The 26,186-nt window shown below is 35.3% G+C and carries 26 protein-coding genes, 1 tRNA gene and 2 pseudogenes; 9 read left to right on the top strand and 20 right to left on the bottom strand.

The window, feature by feature from the left end; genetic code table 11:
• Positions 1 to 195: 195 nt before the first annotated feature.
• The 3 genes from tyrS to RHABOEDO_RS04205 all read right to left on the bottom strand — a co-directional run bounded on the left by tyrS (position 196) and on the right by RHABOEDO_RS04205 (position 2,687).
• On the bottom strand, positions 196 to 1,467 hold the full coding sequence (gene tyrS / locus RHABOEDO_RS04215) for a tyrosine--tRNA ligase (RefSeq protein WP_215216667.1): 1,272 nt from the start codon (positions 1,465 to 1,467) through the stop codon (positions 196 to 198).
• A 71-nt stretch (positions 1,468 to 1,538) separates the two neighbouring features.
• Positions 1,539 to 1,844: a hypothetical protein gene (locus RHABOEDO_RS04210; protein ID WP_215216651.1), complete on the bottom strand. Its 306-nt coding sequence runs from the start codon at positions 1,842 to 1,844 to the stop codon at positions 1,539 to 1,541.
• 90 nt (positions 1,845 to 1,934) lie between these two features.
• A complete protein-coding gene (locus RHABOEDO_RS04205; RefSeq protein WP_350339707.1) occupies positions 1,935 to 2,687 on the bottom strand; it encodes a Nif3-like dinuclear metal center hexameric protein in 753 nt (250 codons plus the stop codon).
• A gap of 34 nt (positions 2,688 to 2,721) precedes the next feature.
• Between RHABOEDO_RS04205 and rpiA the strand changes: the two genes are divergently transcribed.
• Positions 2,722 to 3,402 carry a ribose 5-phosphate isomerase A gene (gene rpiA / locus RHABOEDO_RS04200; RefSeq protein WP_215216653.1) on the top strand — a complete coding sequence of 227 codons (681 nt, stop codon included), beginning with the start codon at positions 2,722 to 2,724 and terminating at the stop codon, positions 3,400 to 3,402.
• Between the two features lie 25 nt (positions 3,403 to 3,427).
• Positions 3,428 to 3,841, top strand: coding sequence for a bifunctional nuclease family protein (locus RHABOEDO_RS04195; RefSeq protein ID WP_215216654.1), 414 nt, complete (start codon positions 3,428 to 3,430; stop codon positions 3,839 to 3,841).
• On the opposite strand, the gene RHABOEDO_RS04190 is transcribed toward RHABOEDO_RS04195, so the two are convergent.
• From RHABOEDO_RS04190 to pepF, 4 genes and pseudogenes are all read right to left on the bottom strand, one after another.
• Positions 3,822 to 4,007 carry a hypothetical protein gene (locus tag RHABOEDO_RS04190; RefSeq protein WP_215216655.1) on the bottom strand — a complete coding sequence of 62 codons (186 nt, stop codon included), beginning with the start codon at positions 4,005 to 4,007 and terminating at the stop codon, positions 3,822 to 3,824. The genes RHABOEDO_RS04195 and RHABOEDO_RS04190 overlap by 20 nt on opposite strands.
• A 280-nt stretch (positions 4,008 to 4,287) precedes the next feature.
• Positions 4,288 to 4,515: pseudogene (locus RHABOEDO_RS04185) on the bottom strand (transposase); the annotation flags it as partial.
• An 83-nt stretch (positions 4,516 to 4,598) separates the two neighbouring features.
• Entirely contained in the window at positions 4,599 to 4,877 is a 279-nt protein-coding gene (locus RHABOEDO_RS04180; protein WP_215216668.1) for an HPr family phosphocarrier protein, read from the bottom strand.
• Positions 4,878 to 5,038: 161 nt separating this feature from the next.
• A complete protein-coding gene (gene pepF, locus RHABOEDO_RS04175) occupies positions 5,039 to 6,877 on the bottom strand; it encodes an oligoendopeptidase F (RefSeq protein ID WP_245397561.1) in 1,839 nt (612 codons plus the stop codon).
• A 266-nt stretch (positions 6,878 to 7,143) separates the two neighbouring features.
• Between pepF and RHABOEDO_RS04170 the strand changes: the two genes are divergently transcribed.
• The 3 genes from RHABOEDO_RS04170 to RHABOEDO_RS04160 all read left to right on the top strand — a co-directional run bounded on the left by RHABOEDO_RS04170 (position 7,144) and on the right by RHABOEDO_RS04160 (position 9,941).
• Positions 7,144 to 7,449, top strand: coding sequence for a co-chaperone GroES (locus RHABOEDO_RS04170; RefSeq protein WP_215216656.1), 306 nt, complete (start codon positions 7,144 to 7,146; stop codon positions 7,447 to 7,449).
• A gap of 21 nt (positions 7,450 to 7,470) precedes the next feature.
• Positions 7,471 to 9,096, top strand: a complete 1,626-nt coding sequence (gene groL / locus RHABOEDO_RS04165) for a chaperonin GroEL (protein ID WP_215216657.1) — start codon at positions 7,471 to 7,473, stop codon at positions 9,094 to 9,096.
• A 110-nt stretch (positions 9,097 to 9,206) separates the two neighbouring features.
• On the top strand, positions 9,207 to 9,941 hold the full coding sequence (locus RHABOEDO_RS04160; RefSeq protein WP_215216658.1) for an AsmA family protein: 735 nt from the start codon (positions 9,207 to 9,209) through the stop codon (positions 9,939 to 9,941).
• Here RHABOEDO_RS04160 and RHABOEDO_RS04155 read toward each other — a convergent pair.
• Both RHABOEDO_RS04155 and RHABOEDO_RS04150 read right to left on the bottom strand, forming a co-directional pair.
• Entirely contained in the window at positions 9,938 to 11,725 is a 1,788-nt protein-coding gene (locus tag RHABOEDO_RS04155) for a hypothetical protein (protein WP_215216659.1), read from the bottom strand. The genes RHABOEDO_RS04160 and RHABOEDO_RS04155 overlap by 4 nt on opposite strands.
• Before the next feature lie 137 nt (positions 11,726 to 11,862).
• A complete protein-coding gene (locus tag RHABOEDO_RS04150) occupies positions 11,863 to 13,185 on the bottom strand; it encodes a neutral/alkaline non-lysosomal ceramidase N-terminal domain-containing protein (RefSeq protein WP_215216660.1) in 1,323 nt (440 codons plus the stop codon).
• Between the two features lie 304 nt (positions 13,186 to 13,489).
• On the opposite strand from RHABOEDO_RS04150, the gene RHABOEDO_RS04145 reads away from it, so the two are divergent.
• Positions 13,490 to 13,849: a hypothetical protein gene (locus tag RHABOEDO_RS04145; protein ID WP_215216661.1), complete on the top strand. Its 360-nt coding sequence runs from the start codon at positions 13,490 to 13,492 to the stop codon at positions 13,847 to 13,849.
• 2 nt (positions 13,850 to 13,851) lie between these two features.
• Here RHABOEDO_RS04145 and RHABOEDO_RS04140 read toward each other — a convergent pair whose 3' ends face one another.
• A complete protein-coding gene (locus tag RHABOEDO_RS04140) occupies positions 13,852 to 15,165 on the bottom strand; it encodes an alanine/glycine:cation symporter family protein (protein ID WP_215216662.1) in 1,314 nt (437 codons plus the stop codon).
• A 106-nt stretch (positions 15,166 to 15,271) separates the two neighbouring features.
• Between RHABOEDO_RS04140 and dacB the strand changes: the two genes are divergently transcribed.
• Positions 15,272 to 16,633, top strand: coding sequence for a D-alanyl-D-alanine carboxypeptidase/D-alanyl-D-alanine endopeptidase (gene dacB, locus RHABOEDO_RS04135; protein ID WP_215216663.1), 1,362 nt, complete (start codon positions 15,272 to 15,274; stop codon positions 16,631 to 16,633).
• Here dacB and RHABOEDO_RS04130 read toward each other — a convergent pair.
• Positions 16,627 to 17,562, bottom strand: coding sequence for a Kdo hydroxylase family protein (locus RHABOEDO_RS04130; protein ID WP_215216664.1), 936 nt, complete (start codon positions 17,560 to 17,562; stop codon positions 16,627 to 16,629). The two genes, dacB and RHABOEDO_RS04130, sit on opposite strands and share 7 nt — an antisense overlap.
• Positions 17,563 to 18,247: 685 nt before the next feature.
• Positions 18,248 to 18,961 carry an IS30 family transposase gene (locus RHABOEDO_RS04125; protein WP_220017806.1) on the bottom strand — a complete coding sequence of 238 codons (714 nt, stop codon included), beginning with the start codon at positions 18,959 to 18,961 and terminating at the stop codon, positions 18,248 to 18,250.
• Here RHABOEDO_RS04125 and RHABOEDO_RS04120 point away from each other — a divergent pair.
• Complete coding sequence (locus RHABOEDO_RS04120; RefSeq protein ID WP_220017805.1) at positions 18,948 to 19,382, top strand: helix-turn-helix domain-containing protein; 435 nt, start codon at positions 18,948 to 18,950, stop codon at positions 19,380 to 19,382. The genes RHABOEDO_RS04125 and RHABOEDO_RS04120 overlap by 14 nt on opposite strands.
• Before the next feature lie 8 nt (positions 19,383 to 19,390).
• Here the strand turns inward: RHABOEDO_RS04120 and RHABOEDO_RS04115 are convergent, their stop codons facing one another.
• From RHABOEDO_RS04115 to RHABOEDO_RS04090, 6 genes and pseudogenes are all read right to left on the bottom strand, one after another.
• Positions 19,391 to 20,404 carry an IS30 family transposase gene (locus RHABOEDO_RS04115; protein ID WP_215216525.1) on the bottom strand — a complete coding sequence of 338 codons (1,014 nt, stop codon included), beginning with the start codon at positions 20,402 to 20,404 and terminating at the stop codon, positions 19,391 to 19,393.
• 71 nt (positions 20,405 to 20,475) lie between these two features.
• Positions 20,476 to 20,727: pseudogene (locus RHABOEDO_RS04110) on the bottom strand (helix-turn-helix domain-containing protein); the annotation flags it as partial.
• A 54-nt stretch (positions 20,728 to 20,781) separates the two neighbouring features.
• Positions 20,782 to 21,378 carry a penicillin-binding transpeptidase domain-containing protein gene (locus tag RHABOEDO_RS04105; RefSeq protein ID WP_215217586.1) on the bottom strand — a complete coding sequence of 199 codons (597 nt, stop codon included), beginning with the start codon at positions 21,376 to 21,378 and terminating at the stop codon, positions 20,782 to 20,784.
• Positions 21,379 to 21,696: 318 nt separating this feature from the next.
• Positions 21,697 to 21,870: a hypothetical protein gene (locus RHABOEDO_RS04100; RefSeq protein WP_215217587.1), complete on the bottom strand. Its 174-nt coding sequence runs from the start codon at positions 21,868 to 21,870 to the stop codon at positions 21,697 to 21,699.
• Positions 21,863 to 22,021, bottom strand: a complete 159-nt coding sequence (locus RHABOEDO_RS04095; RefSeq protein WP_215217588.1) for a helix-turn-helix domain-containing protein — start codon at positions 22,019 to 22,021, stop codon at positions 21,863 to 21,865. Before RHABOEDO_RS04095 ends, RHABOEDO_RS04100 begins: the two co-directional genes overlap by 8 nt.
• 323 nt (positions 22,022 to 22,344) lie before the next feature.
• Positions 22,345 to 22,416, bottom strand: a tRNA-Asn gene (locus RHABOEDO_RS04090).
• A gap of 96 nt (positions 22,417 to 22,512) precedes the next feature.
• Here RHABOEDO_RS04090 and recD2 point away from each other — a divergent pair.
• On the top strand, positions 22,513 to 24,651 hold the full coding sequence (gene recD2 / locus RHABOEDO_RS04085) for an SF1B family DNA helicase RecD2 (protein WP_215217589.1): 2,139 nt from the start codon (positions 22,513 to 22,515) through the stop codon (positions 24,649 to 24,651).
• Positions 24,652 to 25,310: 659 nt separating this feature from the next.
• On the opposite strand, the gene RHABOEDO_RS04080 is transcribed toward recD2, so the two are convergent.
• Together RHABOEDO_RS04080 and RHABOEDO_RS04075 are read right to left on the bottom strand one after the other, a co-directional pair.
• A complete protein-coding gene (locus RHABOEDO_RS04080) occupies positions 25,311 to 25,796 on the bottom strand; it encodes an IS630 family transposase (protein WP_245397582.1) in 486 nt (161 codons plus the stop codon).
• Between the two features lie 5 nt (positions 25,797 to 25,801).
• Complete coding sequence (locus RHABOEDO_RS04075) at positions 25,802 to 26,170, bottom strand: IS630 transposase-related protein (RefSeq protein WP_215216866.1); 369 nt, start codon at positions 26,168 to 26,170, stop codon at positions 25,802 to 25,804.
• Positions 26,171 to 26,186: the final 16 nt, after the last annotated feature.

Below are 26,186 nucleotides of genomic sequence, written 5' to 3'. Positions count from 1 at the left end.
TGCTCTCCTTGTTTCTAAATATAAGCATTTTCAAAATACCTCTCTTTTCTCTTTCAAAAGAAAAGAGCGGTATTTATCTATTTACATTCACTAGGCTCATTGTTGTATCGTCTTGATTTTCAATCAAGTTGTTTTTTATAAAAAAAAATCGACATCTCTTAACAAAGAGAGTGAAAAATGTAGTTTGTCTTCAAACTATTTTTTAATAGAAACTAATATTTTTTTTCTTTTACCAGAACTGAAAACTAAAAACCGACCTGCAATTGCCATTTCTGGTTCAATTAAAAAATTGATATCATGAATTTTTTGATTATTGAGATACGCGCCACTATTATGAATAAGCCTTGCTGCTTCGCTTTTACTAGAAACAAGGCCTATTTTCACAGAAATATCTATATATTTTTGACCAATTAACTCGGACTGTTGTACATATTCAACGGGCATATCATTAGCTGAAATCTCTTTTAACACATCAAATTCTAAAATTGCTTTACCACCAGGAGCTAAGCACTGGGTAACTTTTTGAGCGATTTGCAGTCCTGTGCTTCCATGAATCAGCTGAGTCACCTCTTCTGCTAAACGCTTTTGTGCCGTATTGGGAACATATTCTGAACTCTTTATAGATCTCTCGTATTCTGCAATTTCTTCTAAGTCCATAAAGGTAAGCATGCGCATTAAACGAATAACTTCTGCATCTTGGGTTCGATAAAAATACTGATAAAATTGATAAGCAGAACACTTATCTTTAGAAAGCCAAATCGCTCCTTCTTCTGTTTTACCAAATTTTCTGCCATCCATGCGAGTAAGTAAAGGAAAAGTATATCCAAACACCTGCGCACTTATTCTTTTGCGTACAAAATCGATTCCAGCTGTAATATTGCCCCATTGATCGCTACCACCTAACTGCACCTGTACGTTATGATCGGTATACAAACGATAAAAATCATAAGCTTGCAATAATTGATAGCTAAACTCTGTAAAACTTATTCCCTCTTCAGAAGAAAGACGGGTTTTTACACTATCTTTAGCTAGCATAGTACTCAATCGAAAATACTTTCCTATATCTCGTAAAAAATCAATAAATCCATATTCTTTGAACCATTGATCATTATTGAGAATAAGAGGACGCGTAGAAGGGTCTGAAAAATCAAGCACTTGCTCAAAATGTTTGGTGATAGAATGCACATTAGTGATAATTGTTTGAGTATCGAGTAAGGGACGCTCTATACTTTTACCCGAAGGATCTCCAATTCGTGCAGTAGCCCCTCCTAAAACAACAACAGGAGTATGGCCAAATTTTTGAAACCAGTGCAAAACGATAATACCAACTAAATGACCAATATGCAAACTATCTGCTGTTGGATCAAATCCTAAATATACTTTGGTAGGTTTTTGAAGAAGATTTGTCAGTTCATCACTAGTAGTAGCTTCCAACAAACCGCGTTTTTGCAAATGCTCTATAATCATGGGATCTTTTAATGAAAACAAAGGCTCCATCTTAAATTAGAAGGGATTTTCCATCAACTTTTGAATGTTATTTAAGAACGATCTTTGTTGTAGATCACTTGCATGTCTTGTTTTAACTTTTCTACTAGAATACCAACTCGCTGACTAAATTCTGCAGCATTGCGGTTTTCATCGAACAAAGATATGCTTTTTTCTTTTAATACAACTCTTTGAGAAGCGTACCTTTCAATCCATCTATGGATTTCAATTAACTTCTTTTTAAGAGCAGGAGCTGTGACTTTTTGATCGAAAGATTCTAGATGTTTTTTTAATTTTTCTCTTACTTTTTTTGTTTTTAAACTCTCTTCCGCAATTTTTTTTTCATTTCCAAATTTCATCCAAAGCTCCTATCTATTTCCTTAAAATCAAGCCAATGTTCGCATGATAAAGTAATATATATATATAATCAATTTTTTATTTAACAAAATCTAAAATGGATTAAAAAGATTGATAAAATGGGCAGGAATAGCAAAATGTTTAGTTGTGATTTGTTTTAAACATTTTACACCCACTTTTTCTGTAGAAAAATGACCTAAAGCAAAGAAATGAATCCCATTCTCATAAGCTAAGTCCCAGATTGGTTCATCAAAACTACCTGTGATAAAACAATCTACCTCTTCTTGAATAGCTTGTTCTATCATCCAATGCGCCCCTCCTGACACAATGGCAACAGAAGATATTTGCTTCTTACCCCCTAATGACGTATGCGCTACATGTTCATAGTACGCTTCTAATTTTGTTTGAAAACTCTCTACTAGAGTGGGCTTAATTTGAGCCTTTACTCCAATCTTATTTCCACATAGTGATCCAAATGCTTTTAAGTCTGTTAAATTTAAATCACGAGCTGCTTTCCAGTTATTGCCAACTGTTTGATGCGCATCTAGTGGTAAATGATAAGCTAATAGAGAGATTTCATTTTCCAGCAAAAGCTGAAATTTTTGTTTTTTAGAACCTAAAAGAATACAAGAGGTTTTATCCCAAAAAATCCCATGGTGCACAATAAGAGCATCTGCTTTTAAGGCTATCGCTTGTTTAATGGTTGCTAGGCTAGCTGATACAGCAAATGCAACACGGGAAATAGTCTTTTTACCCTCTATCTGCAAACCATTTGGGCACACATCTGAAAACAACTCAGGCTGCAAAAGCTGATTGAGGTATTGTAACAAATCTTGTAAGGTAATCATTAGCAATGATGATTAAATACATGATTAGTTTATGTCTAGAGAAGAAATAAAAAAAAAGGTTGGTTACAAAGCTGCTGAACTAATTGAAAATAATATGTTAGTTGGGCTAGGAACCGGTTCTACTGCTTTTTATTTTATTGAAAGATTGATCCAACGCTTTCATCAAGGATTAAAAATAGAAATTGTTGCTAGCTCTCAACAATCTTTTACACAAGCTAAACAAGGCGGTCTCCATCTTTTAGATATCGATAAACTATGTTCTCTTGATTTAACCGTAGATGGAGCAGATCAAATCGATTCTCAAAAGCGTATGATTAAAGGAGCTGGTGGCGCTCATGTAAGAGAAAAAATTATGGCAAGTATGAGTCGAGAAATGCTTGTAATTATAGATGAGAGCAAAATAGTAAAAGAGTTAGGAAAAATCAAGCTGCCTGTTGAAATTCTCCCCTTTGCTGCAAGAGCTACCATACACCATATTGAACAAGCGGGCTATAAAGGTCTTCTACGTACAAATGCTGATCAATCTTTGTATATTACAGATAATCAAAATTATCTTTTCGACATCTATTTCCCTACATTCATTGCTTTTCCAGAACAAGAACATCAAAAATTGATCCAAATTCCAGGAGTTATAGATACCGGTTTCTTTTTTAATTTAGCTAAACGAGTAATTATTGGATTTTTCGATGGACAAATTGTAATTAAACAATAAATAGTCAAATTAAAAGAGGAAAAGTATGGATTCTGAGTTAATTCCCATTACTTTCAATAAAATTATGCAATCACGCTCTTATACCGTGATTATCCTGGGCACGGAAGAAAAGCGTTTTGCTATCTATACAGACCCCCAAGTGGGAAATAACATTCAAATGCACCTAACAGAGAAAAAAAAACCACGCCCTTTTACCCATGATCTCATTCATGCCATTTTTTCGGGTTTTGATATTCGGACAGCGCAAATTGTTATCCATGATGTAGAAGATACCATCTACTTTGCACGTTTATATTTGGAACAAAAAATCGGTGAAAAAACAACAATCTTAGAAATTGATGCTAGGCCTAGCGATTGCATCACTCTTTCTCTTTTAAACAATATTCCCGTCTTTTGCAGAAAAGAAGTTCTCGAAAAAGCTATCCCTGTTGAGGAATAAGCTCAATATCAAACTCTCCTTTAAATACAAGAAGAGCAATTAATCCAAACCCAGCACCATAGACCTGTAACGAAAAATCACGATTTTCTATAGCTACCATCTTGCTTAAGACCCCGCTTAATTGAAAAGCAAGAGAAAAAGGAATCGGGAGCAACACCATGATCATGCCTGGACTCCTTCCCGCTACTTCAGATGCATAACTACACATGCCATAATTGCACACAAAGGGCCCTTTCAACCTCGAAGTGCACAAAAAAGAACATATAAATACTTGAAAAAACATCTATTGTGCACCCGAGCATAGCATGTTTGTAGATAATCTCCTAAACACTTCTAGTGGAGTTTCGAAGTTGAGAGCCTTTCTAGATCTGTTATTTAGTATAAGTTTCCACCCTTTCCATATCCTTGGAAGTAGTATCTAAAAAGCTTTGTGTTTTAGAGCCTGTTTAAAATCTTTTCAAAAGTAGAGCAATAAAAGCAAGAACCACCATATTCAGGCTTGTATGTAGTTTTCTTTCACAATTTTTCCATAGCCTGCGACATTTTTCTATCCACGCAAAAGAACGCTCTACAACCCATCTTTTGGGAATAACTGTAAAAGTATGAAGTGTATTTCTTTTAGCTATTTCTACTATACATCCTAATATCTCCTGCACACTCTTTGCAAATTTTTCTTGCGAAAGAAAACTACATACAAGCCTGAATATGGTGGTTCTTGCTTTTATTGCTCTACTTTTGAAAAGATTTTAAACAGGCTCTAATAATTAATGTTAAATTTATTACGGGCTAGTGTAAGTATTGCCTTTACAGCTTCGTCTGCATCTTCTCCAATAGCCTCTACATCGATCTTAGCTCCTTTATCAGCAGCTAAGATCAAAATACCCAGAAGAGATTTAGCATTCACAATCTCTTGTTGGTATTTTAATGTAACCTCTGCTTTAAAGCTTGTAGCACATCTAAGTAATTCCGTTGAAGGACGTGTATGTAGGCCTTTTTCATTAGCTACAATAAAAAAGCCTTTGTATTTTTTTTTCATTTTAGAATTAAAAACACTCATTAAAAGCAAGCCTTGTTTTTCAACAAAACTCTAATATAATTTTTTATGATAAAGCAGCTTTTTATTTATTTCACCCTAATATAACGCTGCCATAAAAAATTATACTTTATATTGAACTATCCTATCTAGCCAAATTTGCTTTAAGGCGCTTCAAGAAATTTTTCCAATTGAGTTACCAATTGATCAAAAGAACGCATGACAATCTTAACGGATTCTGTAGAGCGCATATCTACACCTGCTTCTTTTAGAAGATCTAAAGGATTCTTGCTAGAACCGGCAGATAAAAACCGTAAATACTTTTCCTGAGCAAAAGTTTCTTCACTACAAACTTTTTCTGCTAAAGCATGAGCAGCACTAATTCCTGTTGCATACTGGTATACGTAAAAATTATAATAGAAATGAGGAATGCGTAAACATTCAACATCTAATTCTGCATCTAAACTAAAATCTTTACCAAAATATTCTTCATTTAGCTTTCTATATTGATTTTTTAAGACAGCCGGTGTTAAAACTTGAGAGGAATCCACCTTTTCATGCATGTATAATTCAAATTCTGCAAACATGGTTTGCCGAATTAAGGTAGATCGGATGGCATCTAACTTTTGGTTGATTAAGAATGCCTTTTGCTCTTTTGTCTGTGCTTGATTAAACAAATAGCGAAAGAGCAGCTCCTCATGGAAGGTAGAAGCTACTTCTGCTACAAAAATGCCATACTGAGAATACTGATAAGGTTGGTTTAAACGGCTGAAATAGGAATGCATACTATGACCTACTTCATGAGTTAAGGTCATCATATCATTAAATGTTCCCTGGTAATTCATCAAAATATAGGGCATACTATCATAACACCCGCTTGAATAGGCACCTGAGCGTTTGCGCGGGGTTTCATAACGATCTACCCAATGCTCATGTGTTAATCCCCTTTTGACAGTTTCTTGATAATCTACTCCTAAGGGAGCTAAAGAAGCCACAATCCACTCTACCGCTGTATCGTAATCAACATCCATTTCTACATCTTTTACCAGTGGTACAAACAGATCATAGGCATGCAAACTTGAAACTTTTAAATATTTTTTACGCAAAGAAATATAACGATGTAGAGAAGGTAAATGCTCATGCACCGACTGAATCAAAGAAAAATAGACTTGAGGATCGATCTCATTTACATAAAGAGCCGCCTCTAAACAAGAAGAATATTTACGCGCTTTTCTTTCAAAGACATGCTTTTGTATTTGACCCTGCAGTAATTCGCTAAGCGTATTTTCATAAGACAAAAAACCACGATGTAATGTTTTAAATGCATTTTCCCTTAATGTACGATCTTTTTCTTTCAAAAGGGTTAAATACTTACCATGAGTTAAGGCGTGCTTATTCTCTTTACTATCACATATATCTGGAAATTTCAAATCTGCATTATTAAAAGCGCCAAATGCTTGGCTAGAGGTTTCTAAGGATTTGCCTACAAGAGCCATTAGTTCCTCTTGCTCTTGAGATAAAGTATGACTTTTAAGGCGGACAATCCTTTCTAAGTATAAACGATAAGAAGCTAGAACAGGATCTGTAATAAAAGCATCTAATGCTTTTTCCGGTGCTCGCAATAAAGCTGGTTCAACCCATGCTGTTTCTTGACGGAAGGCATATAAAATCGTACTAATGCGCGACATAGCTATTTTTGCAACTTCTTCTGCTACGTCTTCGTCATGTCTTAAATGCGCATAGGTATAAAGCTTGGATAGCTGTCTTTCAAGCTCCATACACGTCTCAATGAGACTCTTTAATTGCTCTGGATTTTTTTGCCAGCTAGATTCAAAAATTGCAATTTCTGGCCAATGAAGGGTTTGTTTTTCTCTTGCAAAAAGCTGCATTTGCTCTTCCCAAACTTCCCAGGAGCTATATAGCTGCTCTACATCCCAGCAATCATTTTTCTGCATTTGCTCTCTTGAATTAAAAGACGGGGTATAAACCTCTTCTGTTGTCATGAATAGTACCTTTTAAGAACTTTAATGAAGATGCTATCATACGCAAAACCTCTTTGATTAGTCAACTCTATCTCTATAAGAGTGTTTGGTATTAAATTTTTTAATTGATGATTTTTAGCACTATAACATCAAAAGTGCTAATTTACGTTGTCAAAATTCCCTTATTTTTCTACAATGAAGCTTGAAGTTTTTTTACAAATTTACAAAGAGAGATCTTCTCTCTTTTTATGATTTCCTTCAAACTCTTTACTTAAAAGGAGATGAAAATGACAACTGCAACTAAAAAAAAATTTAAACCTTTAGGAGATCGCGTTCTTGTTCAGCATACAGAAGAACAAGAGGTACTAAAAGGCGGTATTGTGCTCCCGGATACAGCCAAGAAAAAAGGGCAATTTGCTACGGTTATTGCTGTTGGGGCAGGTGCTACTACACCTGAGGGAAAACCAATTCCCATTCTAGTTAAAGAGGGAGACAAGGTTTTAATCGATAAATACGCTGGTCAAGAATTAACGATTAAAGATGAAGAATTCGTTATTTTACGAGCAAACGAAATTATTGCACTTATCAATTAAGCCAAAAAGGAGTTATCTAATATGGCCAAAAACATGAAATTTAAAGAAGAAGCTAGTCAGAAGATTTTAAAAGGGGTGCGTACACTCGCTTCTGCAGTTAAAGTAACTCTAGGTCCTAAAGGACGAAATGTTGCTATCGAAAAATCTTATGGTGCACCTGTTGTAACAAAAGACGGTGTAACAGTTGCTAAAGAAATCGAGCTAGAAGATAAGCACGAGAACATGGGCGCTCAAATGATTAAAGCAGCAGCTAGTAAAACAGCTGATAAAGCAGGAGATGGAACCACTACTGCTACTGTTCTAGTCGAAGCTATGTACAGCGAAGGCTTGCGTCACACTACATCTGGAGCTAATTCTACAGCAATTAAACGAGGAATTGATAAAGCTACCGATGCAACTATTGCAAAACTTAAGAAGCTGAGCAAGCCTATTAAAGACAAACTCGAGATTGAGCAAGTAGCAACAATTTCTGCTAACGGAGATGCAGATATTGGACAAACAATTGCTAAGGCCATGGAAAGAGTGGGCAAAGATGGAACCATAACGGTTGAAGAAGGCAAAGGACTAGAAACAATTCTTGATGTTGTAGAAGGAATGAGCCTGGATCGCGGTTATGTATCCCCTTATTTTGTAACAAATCGAGAAACACAGGAATGCATTTTTGAAGATCTTTATATTCTACTTTATGAGAAAAAAGTTTCTTCCGTTAAAGAATTTGTTCCTATTTTGCAATCGGTTGCTGAAACAGGCCGTCCTTTCTTGATCATCGCAGAAGATGTAGAAGGCGAAGCTTTAACAACGCTTGTATACAATCGTTTGACTACAGGTCTTAAGATCTGTGCTGTAAAAGCTCCTGGTTTTGGAGATAGACGCAAAGCGATTCTAGAAGATATCGCTATTCTAACCGGTGGCCAATTGATCAAAGAAGAGCTTGGTCTTAAATTAGAGAAAGTAACGCTTGACATGCTAGGCCGCGCTAAAAAAGCGGTTATTGGTAAAGATAGCTTCACTCTAGTAGAAGGTGCTGGAGATAAAGCAAAAATTGAAGAACAAAAAGCCTTGCTGCGTTCTCAAATCAAAGATTCTGAGTCTGACTACGATCGCGAAAAGCTAGAAGAGCGTCTTGCTAAACTTGCAAGCGGCGTAGCCATTATCCGTGTAGGAGCGGCTACTGAAGTGGAAATGAAAGAGAAAAAAGATCGCGTAGATGACGCAGTTCATGCAACTCAGGCTGCTGTAGAAGGTGGTATTTTGCCAGGTGGTGGAGTTTCTTTCATTCGCTGTATCCCAGAACTAGAACAACTATGCAATAGTTTAACCGATCCTGATGAAAAAGCAGGGGTAAATATTGTGATAAAAGCGCTAAGCTCGCCTTTACGTCAAATTGCTGAGAATGCAGGCTGTGAAGGTTCTGTTATCGTTCAAAACGTAGCAAAAATGAGCACGTATGAAGGATGGGACGCTTTAAATGATAGCTATTGCGATATGTTAGAAAAAGGGATTATCGATCCTGCAAACGTATCTATTTTCGCTATTCAAACAGCAGCATCTACTGCTGCAATGCTTTTGACAATGGAAGTGATCATTGCGCAAGAACCAGAAGAGAAGATGCCAAGTCCTGCCGGCATGCCAGGCGCAGATTATTAATCTGTAAATTGCAAAAAGGCGCTTAAATCTTTAAGCGCCTTTTTTTGTTTTCTTGCATCAAATATTTTTTTTATTTATTTTGAAAATTAAGATAAAAAAAAGAGGTTCTCGTGAAATCATTTTGCTTTGGATTGGTAAAGCTCGTCGTTGTTATTCTTATAGCTTTAATTATTTTTGCATTTATCGCTAAATCTAGACTACCCGATATTGTTTCTAATAACTTATCCAAAAAAATACATGTCCCTGTACAGATAGATGATATCCATCTCAATTGGAATAGGATCGATATAGATAAAATTACTATCGGTAACTCATCAGGGTCTGTTTTACCAAAAGCTTTTTCCTGCGATCGATTATTTTCTATAGCCCCTTTCACCAATTATTTAAAAAGACACGTTATTATCGATCAAATCAAAATCGATAATGTCTATCTAGGTTTAGAATTTAAAGCCCCTTTAAGCACGGATGGAAATTGGTCCAAGATTATAGATCAAATTAACACTTCCTCTACAAGCACTTTCCGTACCGTTTTAATCCGTAAATTGATTTTAACCAATATTGATGTAGATCTAGTTTATATCTCTGAAGGAAACTCTGTCAAACGCCTTCGCCGCATTGATCGAATTGAGTTAAACGACGTCAGCAGTGAAGAAGGCATTCCTGCTAACCAAATCACCTCTCTTGTCATAAAAGAGATGATCAAACATGTTCTACAAGAGCAAAATCTACAAAACATGATCAAGGATGTAATCAAAAATCCAGAAAAAGGTATAAAGAGAATTCTGAATCCTTTCAAGAAGATTTTTAATACAAAAGTAGTACTAAAAGACGAATTGATAAGTTAAACAATAATACCGTCATTAGATCTAGATATCCATTGATCGACAATTTGGTATTGCTCATTTACCTTAAAGGCGCGAATCTTTTCTTTTTGATCATCGTCTAACTTAGCGATGTGATTGAGAAGATCTGTTAAAAACTGCAACCTGTGCTCTACAATCCCCTCATTTCTAAAGATAAAAGGACTAAGAATGCGTAAATGCAGATCTTTTAAAGTTTGTTGATCCTTTTCTTTTCCTAACCTAAGATTAAATAAGACCTCATCAATACAGGCACTAACATTTCCTCGGTCTTTGTTATCCTTACAAACCGATGCCATTATACGAATTTGATATTCCGATTTAAAATACTCCTTCAAATAAGAATAAAAAATGACCAATAAAACCCGTCTTTCTATCTTATTAAACTCTGATTTCCCAGAAAAATAGAGACTGAGCAATTTGTTAAGTAAATGCTCTATCTCTTCTCTTTTGCTCGTAGCAAATTCTCTGAATTTTTTAGGAATCCTAAATCCTTCTTTTTCTCCTATTACATTATCTACTAAATTTTCTTTCCATTTTGCAAGGTTTTTTTTATCTATTTCTTCAATAGTAGGACCATCAAAGGGAAGGGAAAGAAAATAGAAGACTTCGGTATATGTCTCTTCAAGTCTTTGGATAGCCTCTGCGCGATTATTATCTGCGGATAGTAAAAAACCATTGCCTTTCTTATCCATATACTGGTGATTTACATATAGAAAGCGTATTTTTTTTCTCTGTATACTATCTAAAAATCCTAGAAATTCGGGAGCTATAACAGTAGCATTATTTCTTGTAATCCGAGCACAAAACGATTTTGTTGTTTCAATGGTTGGCGTTGGATAACGAATATAGTAAACGTCATATGATTCAATAATGCCCCATTTAACCTTATGAACCGACCTTAACTCAGGTATGTTTGCACTAGAAAGTTGATCAGAGTTGATGCCTGCCGCATTACAGGCCTTTTCGCAATTTAATGAAAATGATTGTCTTACCCCTTTAGGTAGCTTTCTTAGAATTCTATTATCTTCCTCTATCCATTTGCTTATATTAGTAAGGGTCATATTTCGCGATGGATCAAATTTGATCCTATTTTCAAGAGTCTTTTCTTGAAGATCAGTAAGAACCGTATCCATAAATTTAGCAAAACAAAGCTCTTGAATAAGAAGGCAGATAGAGTTAGAGAATTTATTTTTTTTATACTCCTCTGTCTGAAGAAGATCTCTTATAGCATAAGTATATTTTTCATAATCGTTGGATAGCTCATTACTAGAGTGTTGTTTTAACAAGCTCTCTATAACTTTAATCAAGTGCTTATATATAGAGAAAAGGCCTTCTTTAAAAACCGGTACAAGCTTAAAATTTATAGGCTTTTCTGCCATAAACAGTTTTAAATTTTTAAAGAACTCCTCAGGAGTTACTTGAAAGTTATTCAATAATATATACTTTTCTAACGTCTTTCTTTGTACTGCCAAGTTCATCGCATATTTATCCACGTGCGTTTCTATGGAAATTTGCTCTACAATTGGTGGTGTACTTTGAATTTTTTCTGCGCTATGCGGCGTTTCTTTTAGGTTAGAAAGATTTAATGGATCTTTTTCCTGTGTAATATTTCTGTAAGCCAATAACTTATGTGTGCAATCTAGAAAGAAGGCAAAGAGCCCTAAGAAAATAAGAGCACTTACCTTAACTACCTTTAATATTGTGGGATCTGTAGAAGCAGGAATAAATCTATTAGTATAATAATATTCTGATAAACTAATAATCATTAATAAACACTCTTATTTTAATATTATATATAGTTTGATTATTACAAATCACAAAATATTAGAACAAATAAAATAAGATAAATGATTACAGACTGAGCTAATTAAAATTTTTCTTAATCAACTCAGAAAAGATAAATCTACAAGGCTTTATTTGCTTCTAATAAAGCTGATACTTTTTGTTCCACCAATTCTGCATAATGTTCCCCTCCAAAAGAAAAATGAGCTTCTGTAGAGGAAGTATTGAATGCCTTAGGAGGAATCATATAACCATGTGCATCATTTACCAGTCCAAAAATAGATACCTGTTGATAACCAAGTGTTTCTCCTAGTTTTTTGAGTCTTTGATCATAGAAACAGCTAAGCTCTCCTGGAATAGTCACAAAGGCGTGAACATGATCAAAAACAAGTAAGTTAATTTCACTTTGATACTCCTCAATAGGTAAAGTTAGCCCAAAAGGCGTTGGTTGTGGTTTAAAAGAGTACACATGTTTATCTGTCTTAATGTGCAACGATTCTTTAGTACTGATCGAATGTAAGATCTTCTGTACCGTTTCTGCTAAAGATTTACCTAAAGCATCGCAATGAATATATTCCTGTGCTTCATCAATAGTGGCTTGTCCATTTTCTTTAAGAGAAGTAAAAATATTTTGCACTATTTGAGATAAAGTCTTACTTATCACTGAGCATTGTTCTTCTTGACTGTTAATATAAGGAATAATATCTCCCTGTGCTCCATTAAAATAGATCGTTTGCCCATTTTCTTCCGAGATATAATCCCTTGCATATCCTACAAAGTCTGCAGAAAAAAGCAGATTTTCACCAGTAAGAACTGTAGGGTGGACAGAATAGTTAAAAAGCACAGCTAATGGACTATCGTCCATTTTGGTTACTTTAATCACGGTCACATCGGATAAAGGTGTAGCTCCTACTGGCCAAGTACCTCGATATTGGCTTATATCTTCTGCTTTGCCATATCCAATTCCTATTTTGGCTGGGTTTAGACTCTTACTTGCTTCAATAATGGCTTTAGCGGTTTGCCTTACATATAATTCACTCAAGTTAGGATCGTAAGATCCTGCTAAATATTCCCCTAATTCAGGAATGTCTAAATACCCCCCTCCACCGGAATGAGTGTGAGAAGAGGCTATATATATCTCACAATTAGATAAGCTTTTTTCTAAATGAACCTCTTCTATAACCCTTTGAACCATTTCATAGTTAAATCCCAAGTGATCCACACTACACAAAACAATCTGTTTTTCTCCATTATCAATAAAGAGTGCCATTGCCCATAGAGGATCATGCACTCCTATCATATTCGTATTCCTTGCATATCCAGCTGAAGGGCTATTAATGGGAGGTGTGATCTCTTCTTTTGAGATTCCTACCATAAGAGAAGCCATAGCCCAAATAGGCATCATTAAAAAAGCAATTGAGCTTAAAGCAAATTTCCATAACATCTTTTTTCCTCCTGAGAGCAATTAACAAAGGATACATGATAACAAAAAACCTCAAAAAATCATACAGAAACCATTTATGTAGTAAAGCTATATGTGGGAGGAATTCTTTATTACAATTGGTGCAATGGTCTTGTCTCTGCTTCACAGATATACTCGTTTATCTTTAAATTAAGATTTAACTAAGTAAAATTTCCTAGATAAAAGAGGCTGCAGTTCTTCCCGATATTTAGGAATGTTTTCAAAAAAGGCATAAATTGCCTTCTTGAAATCTAAATCCTAAAAAACAAAAAATACACCTATTTCTTTGAAAAAAGCAATTGTTTTACTTGCCCCTAAAATTCTTAGAACAGATATTGAACAAACTCGCTTTTCTCAAATAGAGAGTGATTATTTCTTTTTTAACCTCAATCCTTGTCAGGATAAATATAAAAAGGCTCAAGAATTAGCCCAAAATACTTCTTCTTGTGCATGTTTTTGTTACGGTGTATGGAAAAATCCTCAGCAAATTACGTTGATTCAATCTCTTTTAAAGACAAAGAAACCTCTTATTTTACTTTCTGTAAAAGACCCTATCGGGGCTCATTTATTCTCTGATGCAGATGCCCTAATCACAACCTTCAGTCCCGCTATTGTGTCCATTAAGGCAGCTTATGAAAAGATGTAAGATCAATTGGATAATTCGAATTGATGACTAGAAGCAATCACTTTTTTTGATAGCTTCATAACTCCGATTAAATTAGTTATTAACATTAGAGCAATAGCTATATCTGCTAAACTCCAAATCATATCTACTTTCATCACACTTCCTATAGGAACTAAAAGCAAATAAAAAAATCTAAAATAATACGCTTTTTCATTACCTATTAAGAAACCTAAAGCTTTTTCTCCACAGTAAGACCAGGCTAAAATCGTGGTATAGGCAAACAAGATAAGCGCTATAATAACTATATACCCTCCTATCGCAGAATTTAATCCTTGGGAAAAAGCATAGGTAACCATATTAGTGCTAGATAGATCGGGAATCTGCCACGCTCCTGTTATGATCAATACAAGTCCTGTAGTTGTGCAAACAATCATAACAATTAAAGGGGTAATTAAAGTGGTAATTCCATTAGTAATAGGATTTTTAGCATGAGCGCTTGCTTGTAAAATAGGCACTATTCCCGTTCCTGCATCAGTGGCAAAAAGCCCCCGATCAAATCCTGTAATCACTGCTTTAAGCACTCCTATTCCTAAAGCCCCTCCTACAAAAGAAGAAAAACCAAAAGCATGTTGAAACATCAATCTAAAAGAAGGCAGGACTTTATCGTATTGCAAAACGATAATGACAAAAGCGGTGCTTAAATAAATGAGCGCTTTAAAAGGAACTATATAAGAAGCAAAGCTTGCAATTCTTTGAATGCCCCCTAAAATCACTATGCCCACTACTACTGCAAGGATCATGCTACAATATAAAGGATTGAACCCCATTTTTTCTAAAGGAAGAACAACAGAATTAATTTGTGCAAAATTTCCTACTGTAATAGAGCCAAAAAGAGTAAAAACAGCAAACAAGATAGCTAGCATTTTATAACCTAAGCCATCTCTTAAATAGTACATAGGACCACCTACATACTCATTTTTTGCGGTTTTTTGACGAAAAGAAATGCTCAAAACACAGCTTACATATTGAATGGCTGCTCCAAAAAAGGCCATTACCCACATCCATACTAAAGCGCCTGGACCTCCCGTAGCTATGGCTACAGCCATGCCTGATATGTTTCCTGTGCCAAAATTCCCTGCTAAAACAGAGGATATAGCACCAAAATGACTAATGTTGCCTTCTTGGCCTGTATTTTTTTTAGTAACACAAAGAAAGCTTTTTTTTAATTGAAAGACTTGGATAAAACGTAGCTTCAAAGTGAGATATGTACCAGAACAAACAATAGCTGGAAAAACAATAAATAAAGTAAAACACTCAATAAAATTTTTTATATCCATGTATCTCCTTTTTTAAGAGTTTTCATGAGCAACATATAAAAAACAATAGCAGCAAAAAGATTAAAAGTTGATCGTGTTCTTAAAAGAACTTGAATGTTTAAAATCTATGTATAAGTACTTTGTTTTCCTCCTAATTTTTTTAGCAAACCTTTCTGCAAAAGAGCTCTCCGATTGCTTCTGTCAGAAGCAATTTCAAAGAGCGCATATTGGAATCTATGTATTAAACCTTAACACACGAGAACCCATTTATCAAAGAAACGCTGAGCAATTTTTCATACCTGCCTCTTTGATGAAAATTCCAACTAGTGCAGTAGCAATCGCCCTTTTAGGAGAAGACTATCGATTTACAACTAGTTTAGAGTATGAAGGTCATATCGATCAGGAAAAAACTTTACAAGGAAACTTATGGATTCGAGGAGGAGGAGATCCGACTGTTTCCTTAACAAGTCTATTACAATGGGAAGCAGATCTTCAATCTCTTATTACTAAGATCAATGGAACTCTTTTTATCGATACAAGCTGTTTTGAAACAGCATTAGCTTCTAGATCTTGGAGTTTTGAAGACTTAGGCAATTACTATGGAGCTGGCGCCTCAGGATTTACTTTAAATCAAAACACCTATTACATCACCTTTCAGCCAGGTAAAAAAGAAAACGATCCTACGACCGTCATCAAAATAGATCCCCCTATTCCTAATTTAACTTTCTATAATGAAGTAACTACAGGTCCAGCTGGCTCTGGTGACCAAGTGTACGTTTTTGGATCTGAGTATTCTCCTATCCAATTTTATCGAGGAACCATTCCCATAGATCAAACTAGCTTTACTATAAAAGCTGCAATACCCGATCCCGCTCTACTTTGTGGTTTACTCTTGAGCAAACAACTAAAACCAACAAAAGGCATTAAGCTTATTAGAGAAAAAAATACAAGCATCCCACAACAAACAGTGATTACTCGCTATAAGTCTGTTTCTTTAAAGGAACTACTACAACCAATGAATCAATTTAGCATTAATCTTTATGCAGAACATCTTTTAAAAGCAATTGGTCAAGGCAATAGCAAACAAGGGACAAAATACATAGAGTCTTTTTTAAAAAATTTACATATCCCCTCTCAAGTCCATGATGGAGCAGGACTTTCTCGAACCAACCTATTAACTCCTAAAGGAATGGTTACACTTTTATCTCATATTAAAAGCTCTGATGTATATCTTTCTATATACACCTCTCTACCCGAGCTAAACCAAACAGGAACACCCCGGTTTTTCCCAAAAATTCCTTATGCTCATTTACGAGCAAAATCAGGAAGCATGGGTAATATCTACAATTTGGCCGGATACCTAACTCTTGGAGCCAAAAAACAATATGCATTTGCTATTTTTTGCAACCATTACAAGGGTCCTTCAAACGATATAAAAAAAGAAATAGCGCTTTTTTTAGATCTTTTGACAGAAAAGTTAGATCAATGAGCTAAAAATAAAGAATCTACCATGGAGCTTTTTGTGATTTTCTCCAAAATAGAAACAGGGGCAGCCTCTGGTATAATAAGGGATAATCTTGGAATAATCACAGTTTGTTCTAATGCATATTGTCCTGATATTGCTGCATGTGAAACCTGATCGGTAAATACAGCCCAACAAGAATGCGGAGGAAATTCCCAATAATCTTTCGAACAAATTTCTTGAAATTCCTCGTTCTCTTTTAAAAAATTATGTAAATTCAACATAAAAGAATCATAAGGAGAACGCAGGGTAATCGGCAGACCTAGTTTATGAGCACTTTTTTTTAAAGCTCGGATTAAGCGTCCTGAAAAGGTTTCATGAACTCCTTGAGGAAAAGGCAACTTATTGGTTCCGCCAAAAAGCTCTGCTAAAGTTTCAAAAGGATCGGAAGTAATCCAATGTCGTTTTTCCAAGGGATTAATATTGGTAAAAAAACGTAAAATGCGATCTCCATGTACCGGGCGAGAAGGAAAAGAATCCACGTGCAAAAGATCGTTACGTGCTCTTGTTCTTAATTGCCTACCTTTTTCCTGAAAAGGTCGAAAACTCGCATAATCCAATTTCCATTTATCTGCATAAGGAGCTAAAAGATGAGCTAATAAATCCATTGTTTTTCGAGAGTAGCTCTGCATGATGTCTAACATCTTCATCCTTTGTTCTTCTGACAAAGCAACAACATTTGTGATCTTATTAGATTGTGGTTTATAGGCAATGTTTTTGCGATTAGCCGCACCTGTCTGCTTTTGTGAAAGTAAAAAATCCAGCTCTTCTTGAGGAAAATCAAAGGGGCATTTTGGAAAAAAAAGGATATTTCCTTTTTCTAGTTCTTCACAATACCTCTGATGATAATCTATCTGCTGTAGATTTGCCTCTTCAACTGTAATTAACTGAGCCATAATACCTCAAGTGTTTGCAAGTGATCAAAAAATATTACATATTTATTTAAACTCTAATCTAATTTTAGAGAAAAAATAAAGTATTATTTAATAAATCTTCTACAAACCAAGACCCCAGAACGAAGAGCTTTAATTCATCTCTTAAGCATTTAGTGAAACCTCTAGGAAATTAAAAACACAGAAGGAAGCTATTCTTATAAATAGCTGGTATAAAAAAAGAAATTCGCTACTTCTTCTTTTTATTTTCTTTGATTCGAACAAGCTCATATCGATAAGGCGACTTTACCTCTACAATTTTGCCATCTTGACTAAATATAAGAGAGGTTCCTGTACGAACTGCAGTTTCAAAAGCTCTTTGAAAACTGCATTTATGAGCTTCTAAGAGCCTGTTTAAAATCTTTTCGATAAGGTATAAAGATAGTTTTCATAAAACCTTTGGAAGTAATTATGGCCCGCTCTTATCCAAGAGATATCTCTCGTAAACAATTTAGCAAAATCCATCTAATAGACATGTCATAATTGCACACAAAGAAGGGGTTTGATTGAAATAGTTTGCTCCTTTACGCTGGACATTCCAATAATCTATTTTTTTTCCAGCCGTATAACCTGTGCAAAGAAAGGCTAATAAAGGCCCTTTCAACCTTGAAGTGCACAAAAAAGAACATATAAATACTTGAAAAAACATCTATTGTGCACCCGAGCATAGCATGTTTGTAGATAATCTCGTAAACACTTCTAGTGGAGTTTCGAAGTTGAGAGCCTTTCTAGGTCTGTTATTTAGTAAAGTTTCCACCCTTTCTATATCCTTGGAAGTCGTATCTAAAAAGCTTTGTGTTTTAGGAAAATATTGCCTAACTAGTCCGTTTGTATGCTCATTTAAGCCTCTTTCCCAAGAATGGTAGGGCGTTGCAAAGTAGAAGTCTGTCTCTAGCTCGAAACTAACCATTTGGTGATAGGCAAATTCTTTTCCGTTGTCTGCTGTTAATGTGTGTACAAAATCTTTGATAGGTTTAAGTTGTTCAATTAACGCTTGACTTACTTCCTCTGCAGTTTTATGAGAAACTTTGGCGAGCTTAGTTAGCTTGGAAGTTCTTTCTACCATTGATACAATTACGCCTTTATGTCCTGCCCCTATGACTGTATCTAGTTCCCAGTCTCCTAAACGAGTCTTTTTTTCTACAATACAAGGCCGTTGCTTAATATCTATACGACCAGGCATGTTCCCTCTTCCAGAAGCTCCCTTTCTCTGCTTGTTATATTTTTTCCCTCGATGACGGAGCTCTCTATAAAGCTGTCCTCCCTGTCGTTTATCTTTAGTCTTTTCAAGTTTGAAGTGCACAGAAGAATTAAAAAAAGAATAGGCAGGCGATGAAAGAATCTCTATTGTGATTTTTAACAATCAAACACAAGGAGAGACCTTGCCTAAAGGCTACCATCACCTAACCTATGACCAAAGATGTCAGATTTATATTTTAAAAGCTAGAGGAGATACATCTAGCTCAATAGCAAACATTCTAAAAGTTCATCATAGCACTATTAGTAGGGAACTTAAGAGAAATAAAGGGCAACGAGGATACCGTCATCAGCAAGCTCAAGAAAAAGCATTTCTTAGAAAAAATTCTCAGCCCAATAAAAAAATGACTCCTCAAATAGTTACCCGTATTGAAGAAAAAATCAAGTTGCAATGGAGCCCTATACAAATATCCGGATGGCTTAAAAGACATGGTAAAGAACATGTTAGTCATGAGACCATCTATAATCATATCTGGAAAGGCCCTTTCAACCTTGAAGTGCACAAAAAAGAACATATAAATACTTGAAAAAACATCTATTGTGCACCCGAGCATAGCATGTTTGTAGATAATCTCGTAAACACTTCTAGTGGAGTTTCGAAGTTGAGAGCCTTTCTAGGTCTGTTATTTAGTAAAGTTTCCACCCTTTCTATATCCTTGGAAGTCGTATCTAAAAAGCTTTGTGTTTTAGGAAAATATTGCCTAACTAGTCCGTTTGTATGCTCATTTAAGCCTCTTTCCCAAGAATGGTAGGGCGTTGCAAAGTAGAAGTCTGTCTCTAGCTCGAAACTAACCATTTGGTGATAGGCAAATTCTTTTCCGTTGTCTGCTGTTAATGTGTGTACAAAATCTTTGATAGGTTTAAGTTGTTCAATTAACGCTTGACTTACTTCCTCTGCAGTTTTATGAGAAACTTTGGCGAGCTTAGTTAGCTTGGAAGTTCTTTCTACCATTGATACAATTACGCCTTTATGTCCTGCCCCTATGACTGTATCTAGTTCCCAGTCTCCTAAACGAGTCTTTTTTTCTACAATACAAGGCCGTTGCTTAATATCTATACGACCAGGCATGTTCCCTCTTCCAGAAGCTCCCTTTCTCTGCTTGTTATATTTTTTCCCTCGATGACGGAGCTCTCTATAAAGCTGTCCTCCCTGTCGTTTATCTTTCCAGATATGATTATAGATGGTCTCATGACTAACATGTTCTTTACCATGTCTTTTAAGCCATCCGGATATTTGTATAGGGCTCCATTGCAACTTGATTTTTTCTTCAATACGGGTAACTATTTGAGGAGTCATTTTTTTATTGGGCTGAGAATTTTTTCTAAGAAATGCTTTTTCTTGAGCTTGCTGATGACGGTATCCTCGTTGCCCTTTATTTCTCTTAAGTTCCCTACTAATAGTGCTATGATGAACTTTTAGAATGTTTGCTATTGAGCTAGATGTATCTCCTCTAGCTTTTAAAATATAAATCTGACATCTTTGGTCATAGGTTAGGTGATGGTAGCCTTTAGGCAAGGTCTCTCCTTGTGTTTGATTGTTAAAAATCACAATAGAGATTCTTTCATCGCCTGCCTATTCTTTTTTTAATTCTTCTGTGCACTTCAAACTTGAAAAGACTTTTTATAAGCTGTACTTTCACTGATATTATAGCTCTGGCTTATGTGAAAATAGGTTCTATACTCTCTTAGATACTCTAAGGTCATCAGTAACATGTCTTCTATTTTTAATTTATTGACGCGGCCTCCTCGGGCTTTTTTCTCTTTGTGACTTATCTCCAAAATCAAGCTCATTTGATCAAATGTGCTACGTTTTACTCCGGTTAATCTTCGGAATTTCTCGTTGTCTAAACTTTTTGCTTTTTCAAATTTCATCATGCCCTTACGTATTTTTAAGGGCATTATTTTATACAAGGGCTTTTTTATTTCCTAGTTTTGAAAGAGCTCTAATCTCCATCCTTCGGGCAATTGCTCTACAAATAACAACTTTTTTGTCATTTGTATGGCATCATTTGAAATAGGCAGCTTTCCAAGCAGAGCTTTTTGGATGAAATCCACCTGTTCTTTAGGCGAGATTTTTAAAGAGGAAACCAGCCATGCTTCTGTTAACCCTCCAGATATATCTTTATTACCGTATTCTAATAAGGTTAAATATTTTTGCATATTTTCCAATCCCAATTGTATTGCTAAAACACGAGAAAACCAGACGCAAGAGGTTTTCATCCAAGATTGTGGAGTTTGAGGATTTTTCCAGGATTCTAAGAAGTTATCATACCCTTCTTGAAACAACCAAGTTGGAGTCTTTTCATCTTTTAAGATCTCTTTATCATATCCCATCAAGCTTAAAGCAATCTTAAAGGTAGAGCAAGGAGCAACGCGTTCATAGATATGAGGGCCTAGCTCTAATATTTTCTCATTCGATGTGCCATTGATGAGAAGAAAATTTTCCTCAGCTGAAAAAGAGTATCCACAGGGAAAAACAAATAATAGACAAGTCATGAATTTTGAAAGTAAGAATTGATGCATAAGAGCCTCATTTACTGTTTTGGAATATAAATCTAGAACAACTTCATTTAAAGTTCATCTTCTTTTGGTCTTAAAACCTTAAAGAGCAAGGAAAATCCTGATTAAAAAAACAGAACTTATATTCGAAAGACTTTAAAAAACTCTCTTGCATTTATCATTGATTTCTTGATAAAATGGCTACGTAACCTTTAAACTTATGGAGTTTTAAGATAGGCCTTTTCAACCTCGAAGTGCACAAAAAAGAACATATAAATACTTGAAAAAACATCTATTGCGCACCCGAGCATAGCATGTTTGCTGAGAATCTTTCTAGGTCTGTTATTTAGTATAAGTTTCCGCCCTTTCCATATTCTTGGAAGTAGTATCTAAAAAGCTTTGTGTTTTAGGAAAATATTGCCTAACTAGTCCGTTTGTATACTCATTTAAGCCTCTTTCCCAAGAATGGTAGAGCGTTGCAAAGTAGAAGTCTGTCTCTAGCTCGAAACTAACCATTTGGTGATAGGCAAATCCTTTTCCGTTGTCTGCTAGTGCTATGATGAACTTTTAGAATGGTTGCTATTAAGCTAGATGTATCTCCTCTAACTTTTAAAATATAAATCTGACATCTTTGGTCATAGGTTAGGTGATGATAGCCTTTAGGCAAGGTCTCTTTTTGTGTTTGATTGTTAAAAATTACAATAGAGATTCTTTTATCGCCTGCCTGTTCTTTTTTTTAATTCTTCTGTGCACTTCAAACTTGAAAAGACTAAATTCTAATTTGCAATCCCGAAAGAGAACGAAAAGTATTTAAAAAACCCGCTTTGATAGTTTCCAAAATAGCTAATTAAAGCAGCAGCTATTATAGCAAAAATAATCAAATAAACTCTTCATAAGTTTGAAAACTTTTGAATTGGATGAAAAAAGGCTGCTTGTGACACTGGGTTAGCCATTTTTGATCCTATCTACAATGCCACATCAACCAGCAAACTCCGGGTGCAAGATTCGAACTTGCGACCAATAGATTAACAGTCTACTGCTCTACCGCTGAGCTAACCCGGAACAGAAGAACCATTTTATAAAGAGTTGTATTTTAGAGCAATAATAGCTTTGCGTTTCTGATAAAAAAATGTAAACTTAATCTTTTTAGGAGTAATCATGGAAGAGATCTACGGGTTTATCGATACAATTGTTTTTGCAGAAGAAGAAAAAGGGTTCACTGTAGCTCGCTTGAAAGAACCTAAAAAAAAAGAACTGACTTGTATTGTAGGGATTATGCCCTCTGTCCAACCAGGGGAAACCATTCGCTGTAAAGGTACTTGGCGTATTCACCCTGAACATGGACAGCAATTTGAGGTAAAGGCTTTTGAATTACAAGCCCCTTCTGATCTAATAGGGATTCAAAAGTATTTAGAATCAGGAATGATTAAAGGAATCGGACCTATTTATGCAGAACGCATAGTCAAACTCTTTGGACTAAATACGCTAGATGTGATTGATCAAAGGCCCGACCGCTTATTAGAAGTAGCTGGTATTGGAGAAAAAAGGGTCGAAAAAATTAAAACTTGTTGGCATGAACAACAAGCTATTAGAGATGTGATGATTTTTCTAAGGGGCCATAATGTTAGCCCTTCTTTTGCACAAAAAATTTTTAGAATGTACGGTGCTCAAAGTATTGAAAAAGTGCGCTCTAATCCCTTTCGCTTAGCTAAAGATATTCACGGAGTTGGTTTTAAAACAGCGGATTTAATCGCGCAAGGATTAGGAATTGCAAAAGACGCTAAAGAACGAATTTGTGCAGGGATCGAACATACTCTATGGGAACTAAGTCAAGAAGGACATGCATGCTATCCCGTCCAGGATTTAGCTCCTAAAGTAGAAGAAAAACTAGAGGTTTCTAAAGATCTAATTACAGAAGGTATTTCTTCGCTAATCCAGTCAGAGGAAGTTGTTAAAGAAGAACAGACGGTATGGATAAAGCCTCTTTTTTTAATGGAAATGGGGATTGCTCGAGAGATGATGCGTTTAACACAGCATCCTTGTCGAATACGTGAAGTACAATTAGATAAGGCCTTAACCTGGGTCCAACAAAAACTCTTAATCGATTTAGCAGAAGAACAACTAGCAGCGGTAGCCTGTGGGCTTAAGGCCAAGGCTCTCATTATAACAGGTGGCCCAGGGACAGGAAAAAGCACAATTACTAAAGCCATATTAACAATTACTGAGAGGATTGCAAATCAGATTGTCTTAGCAGCTCCTACAGGAAGAGCCGCTAAGAGAATGAGTGAAATTACTGGAAAAAAAGCATCCACTATTCATAGTCTTTTAGAAATGGATTTTAAAATAGGGAAGTTCAAACGCAATAAAGAAAATCCTATTTGCTGTGATTTACTGATTATTGATGAAGCAAGTATGATAGATACGCAACTCATGTACAACTTGCTCAAAGCCCTCCCTGATGATGCGAGGGTAATTCTTATTGGAGATATCGACCAATTACCCAGTGTCGGTCCAGGAAATGTACTTAAAGATCTGATTGCTTCAGAAAGGATTTCTGTAGTGGAATTAAAAAAGATCTTTCGTCAAGCAGCAGGTTCTTTAATTGTCACCAATGCACATAGGATCAACCAGGGACAATTTCCTGATATTTCCTATCATCCACGTAGCGATTTTCAATTTATAGAAAAAGAAGACCTACAAGAGGTCATTGATACTATTGTAAACCTGATCGTAAATCAATTACCTAAGGTATATCGCTTTCATCGTTTTGATGATATTCAAGTATTATCCCCTATGAAAAGAGGACTTATTGGCAGTGAAAATCTAAATGTTGTTCTACAACAAAAACTCAATCCCTGTCCTACAGCTCTACATCGCATGGGGCGCTCTTTTCAAGTAGGAGATAAAGTCATGCAAATCCGTAATAACTACGAAAAAGAAGTTTATAATGGAGATGTAGGAAAAATTACAGAAATGGATCTTACTGAACAAACGCTCAAAGTGGTCTTTGATTTGAAAATCATCAATTACGATTTTACAGAAATTGATGAGCTAATTTTAGCTTATGCAGTATCTATCCACAAATATCAAGGTAGTGAATGCCCTTGTGTAATTATTCCTGTGCACACATCTCATTTTAAGATGCTTTATCGCAATTTATTATATACAGGAATTACCCGTGCTAAGGCACGGGTAATTTTTGTAGGTACAAAAAAGGCATTGGCTATTGCCGTAAAAAATGAAACTGTCCTAAAACGTCATACAGGATTAAAACAAGCTATGCAAAAATTCGTATAAACTTAAAGAGCAGGATAGTTTTAATTCTATTACACAATCTCTTGTCTCGTTCATGGCGATGAAGAGCCTTGAGGATGTCTTTTTGGTTTCTTATTAAAAAGTTCGCTTCAGGTTGAATAGATCTAAGATTTATAACTCAATCAATGAGAAAAATTCAATGAATTTAGCGTTTGAAAAGTCTTTTTTCTAATGCATTTTGAATAGTAGAATGCACATCGTTAAATACTTGTATTCGGTTCAAAATGTGTAACATTCTTAATGGAATAAAAATTTTCGCAGATAACTTTTTTATAGTCAATTTTTTTTAATAAAAAGAGATTGATTCGAAATTCTAATCTAAGCTTCTCCATGAAAGAGTCAGGGCCAATGCATGAAGATTTTGCTTGATAATTGAGAGATAAAAAATGATTCTGACTCCTTTTTCATAAGGAGTATACTAGTTTGATTTCAAATTAAGAATTGCATAAATGGGTTTTTTGAAAAAACTGCTCTATCTTGCAAGAAGGTATTATCTTTTGTATAAAAATATTTATATATTAAAACTCTTAATTTGAATGCAAACGAGTATATAGTAGTGCCGATTCAAACGGCTAGCTTAATGGGATTTAAGTCAACGACTTGAAACTTGTCGTTTATCCTACATTTCAAAATATAGTTATTTAAATCGACATTGATAAAACAGCTTGATCTAAGGCTTCGGATAAATTAGCTACAGTAGGTAAAAGTTCTCGGATTTTCGTTTTCATATTGGCCCAATATTTTTCGATAGGATTTAAGTCCGGTGAATAAGGCGGGAGAAAGAGCATTTCGTATCCACTTTCCTCTATCAATGTTCTAGTTGTCTTTGATTTATGAAAGCTCGCGTTATCGAGAATCAAAACTTGGCCATGAGTCAAATTTGGAATCAATTCCTGTTTTAGCCATACATTAAATAGATCCGTATTGCAAGTTCCTTCAAAACACATCGGTGCCAGCAATTTCTTCCCTTGTAGTGCCGAAATTACACTCTGTCTACCAAATCGTTTTCCTGAAATTCCTCCAAATATTTGTTTTCCCCTCGCGCTCCTCGCATATTGCCTATGCACATATTGACTGATTCCGCTCTGATCCAAATAGACCCTTTTTTCAGGAGAAATTGCTTCTATCTTTTTTAGATATTCCGCTCTTGCTTCCGCATTCCTTTCCTTATAAAACGCAATCTTTTTTTTCTTGTGATCTTGAGTCTTTTCAAAGCGTAAAAGATTGCTTGCAAAGTCAAACCAAAATGCTTTGCAATCTCTGATAAAAAATGATCGGGGTTTTTTTCTACATAAGCGATTAATCTCTGATCATCAATTTTCTTATAAGTGCTTTTCTTTTTTAGAGGTTCTACGTTTCCTCTTTGTTTCTTACGCTTTACCCATCGGTAGACAGTTGCAATCCCAACTTGAAATAGCTGGCTGGCCTTCATTTTGTCGTTATTTTCTTCTAGGTATTGAAGCACTCGTTTTCTTAGATCCATTGAATAAGGTTTAGGCATTTCTCTACCTCCATAT

The sequence above is a fragment of the Candidatus Rhabdochlamydia oedothoracis genome, from assembly GCF_019453995.1.
Taxonomy (GTDB): Bacteria; Chlamydiota; Chlamydiia; order Chlamydiales; family Rhabdochlamydiaceae; genus Rhabdochlamydia; species Rhabdochlamydia oedothoracis.
The sequence above is the reverse complement of the archived record's forward strand: the minus strand, read 5'-3'. Positions and strand labels throughout refer to the sequence as shown.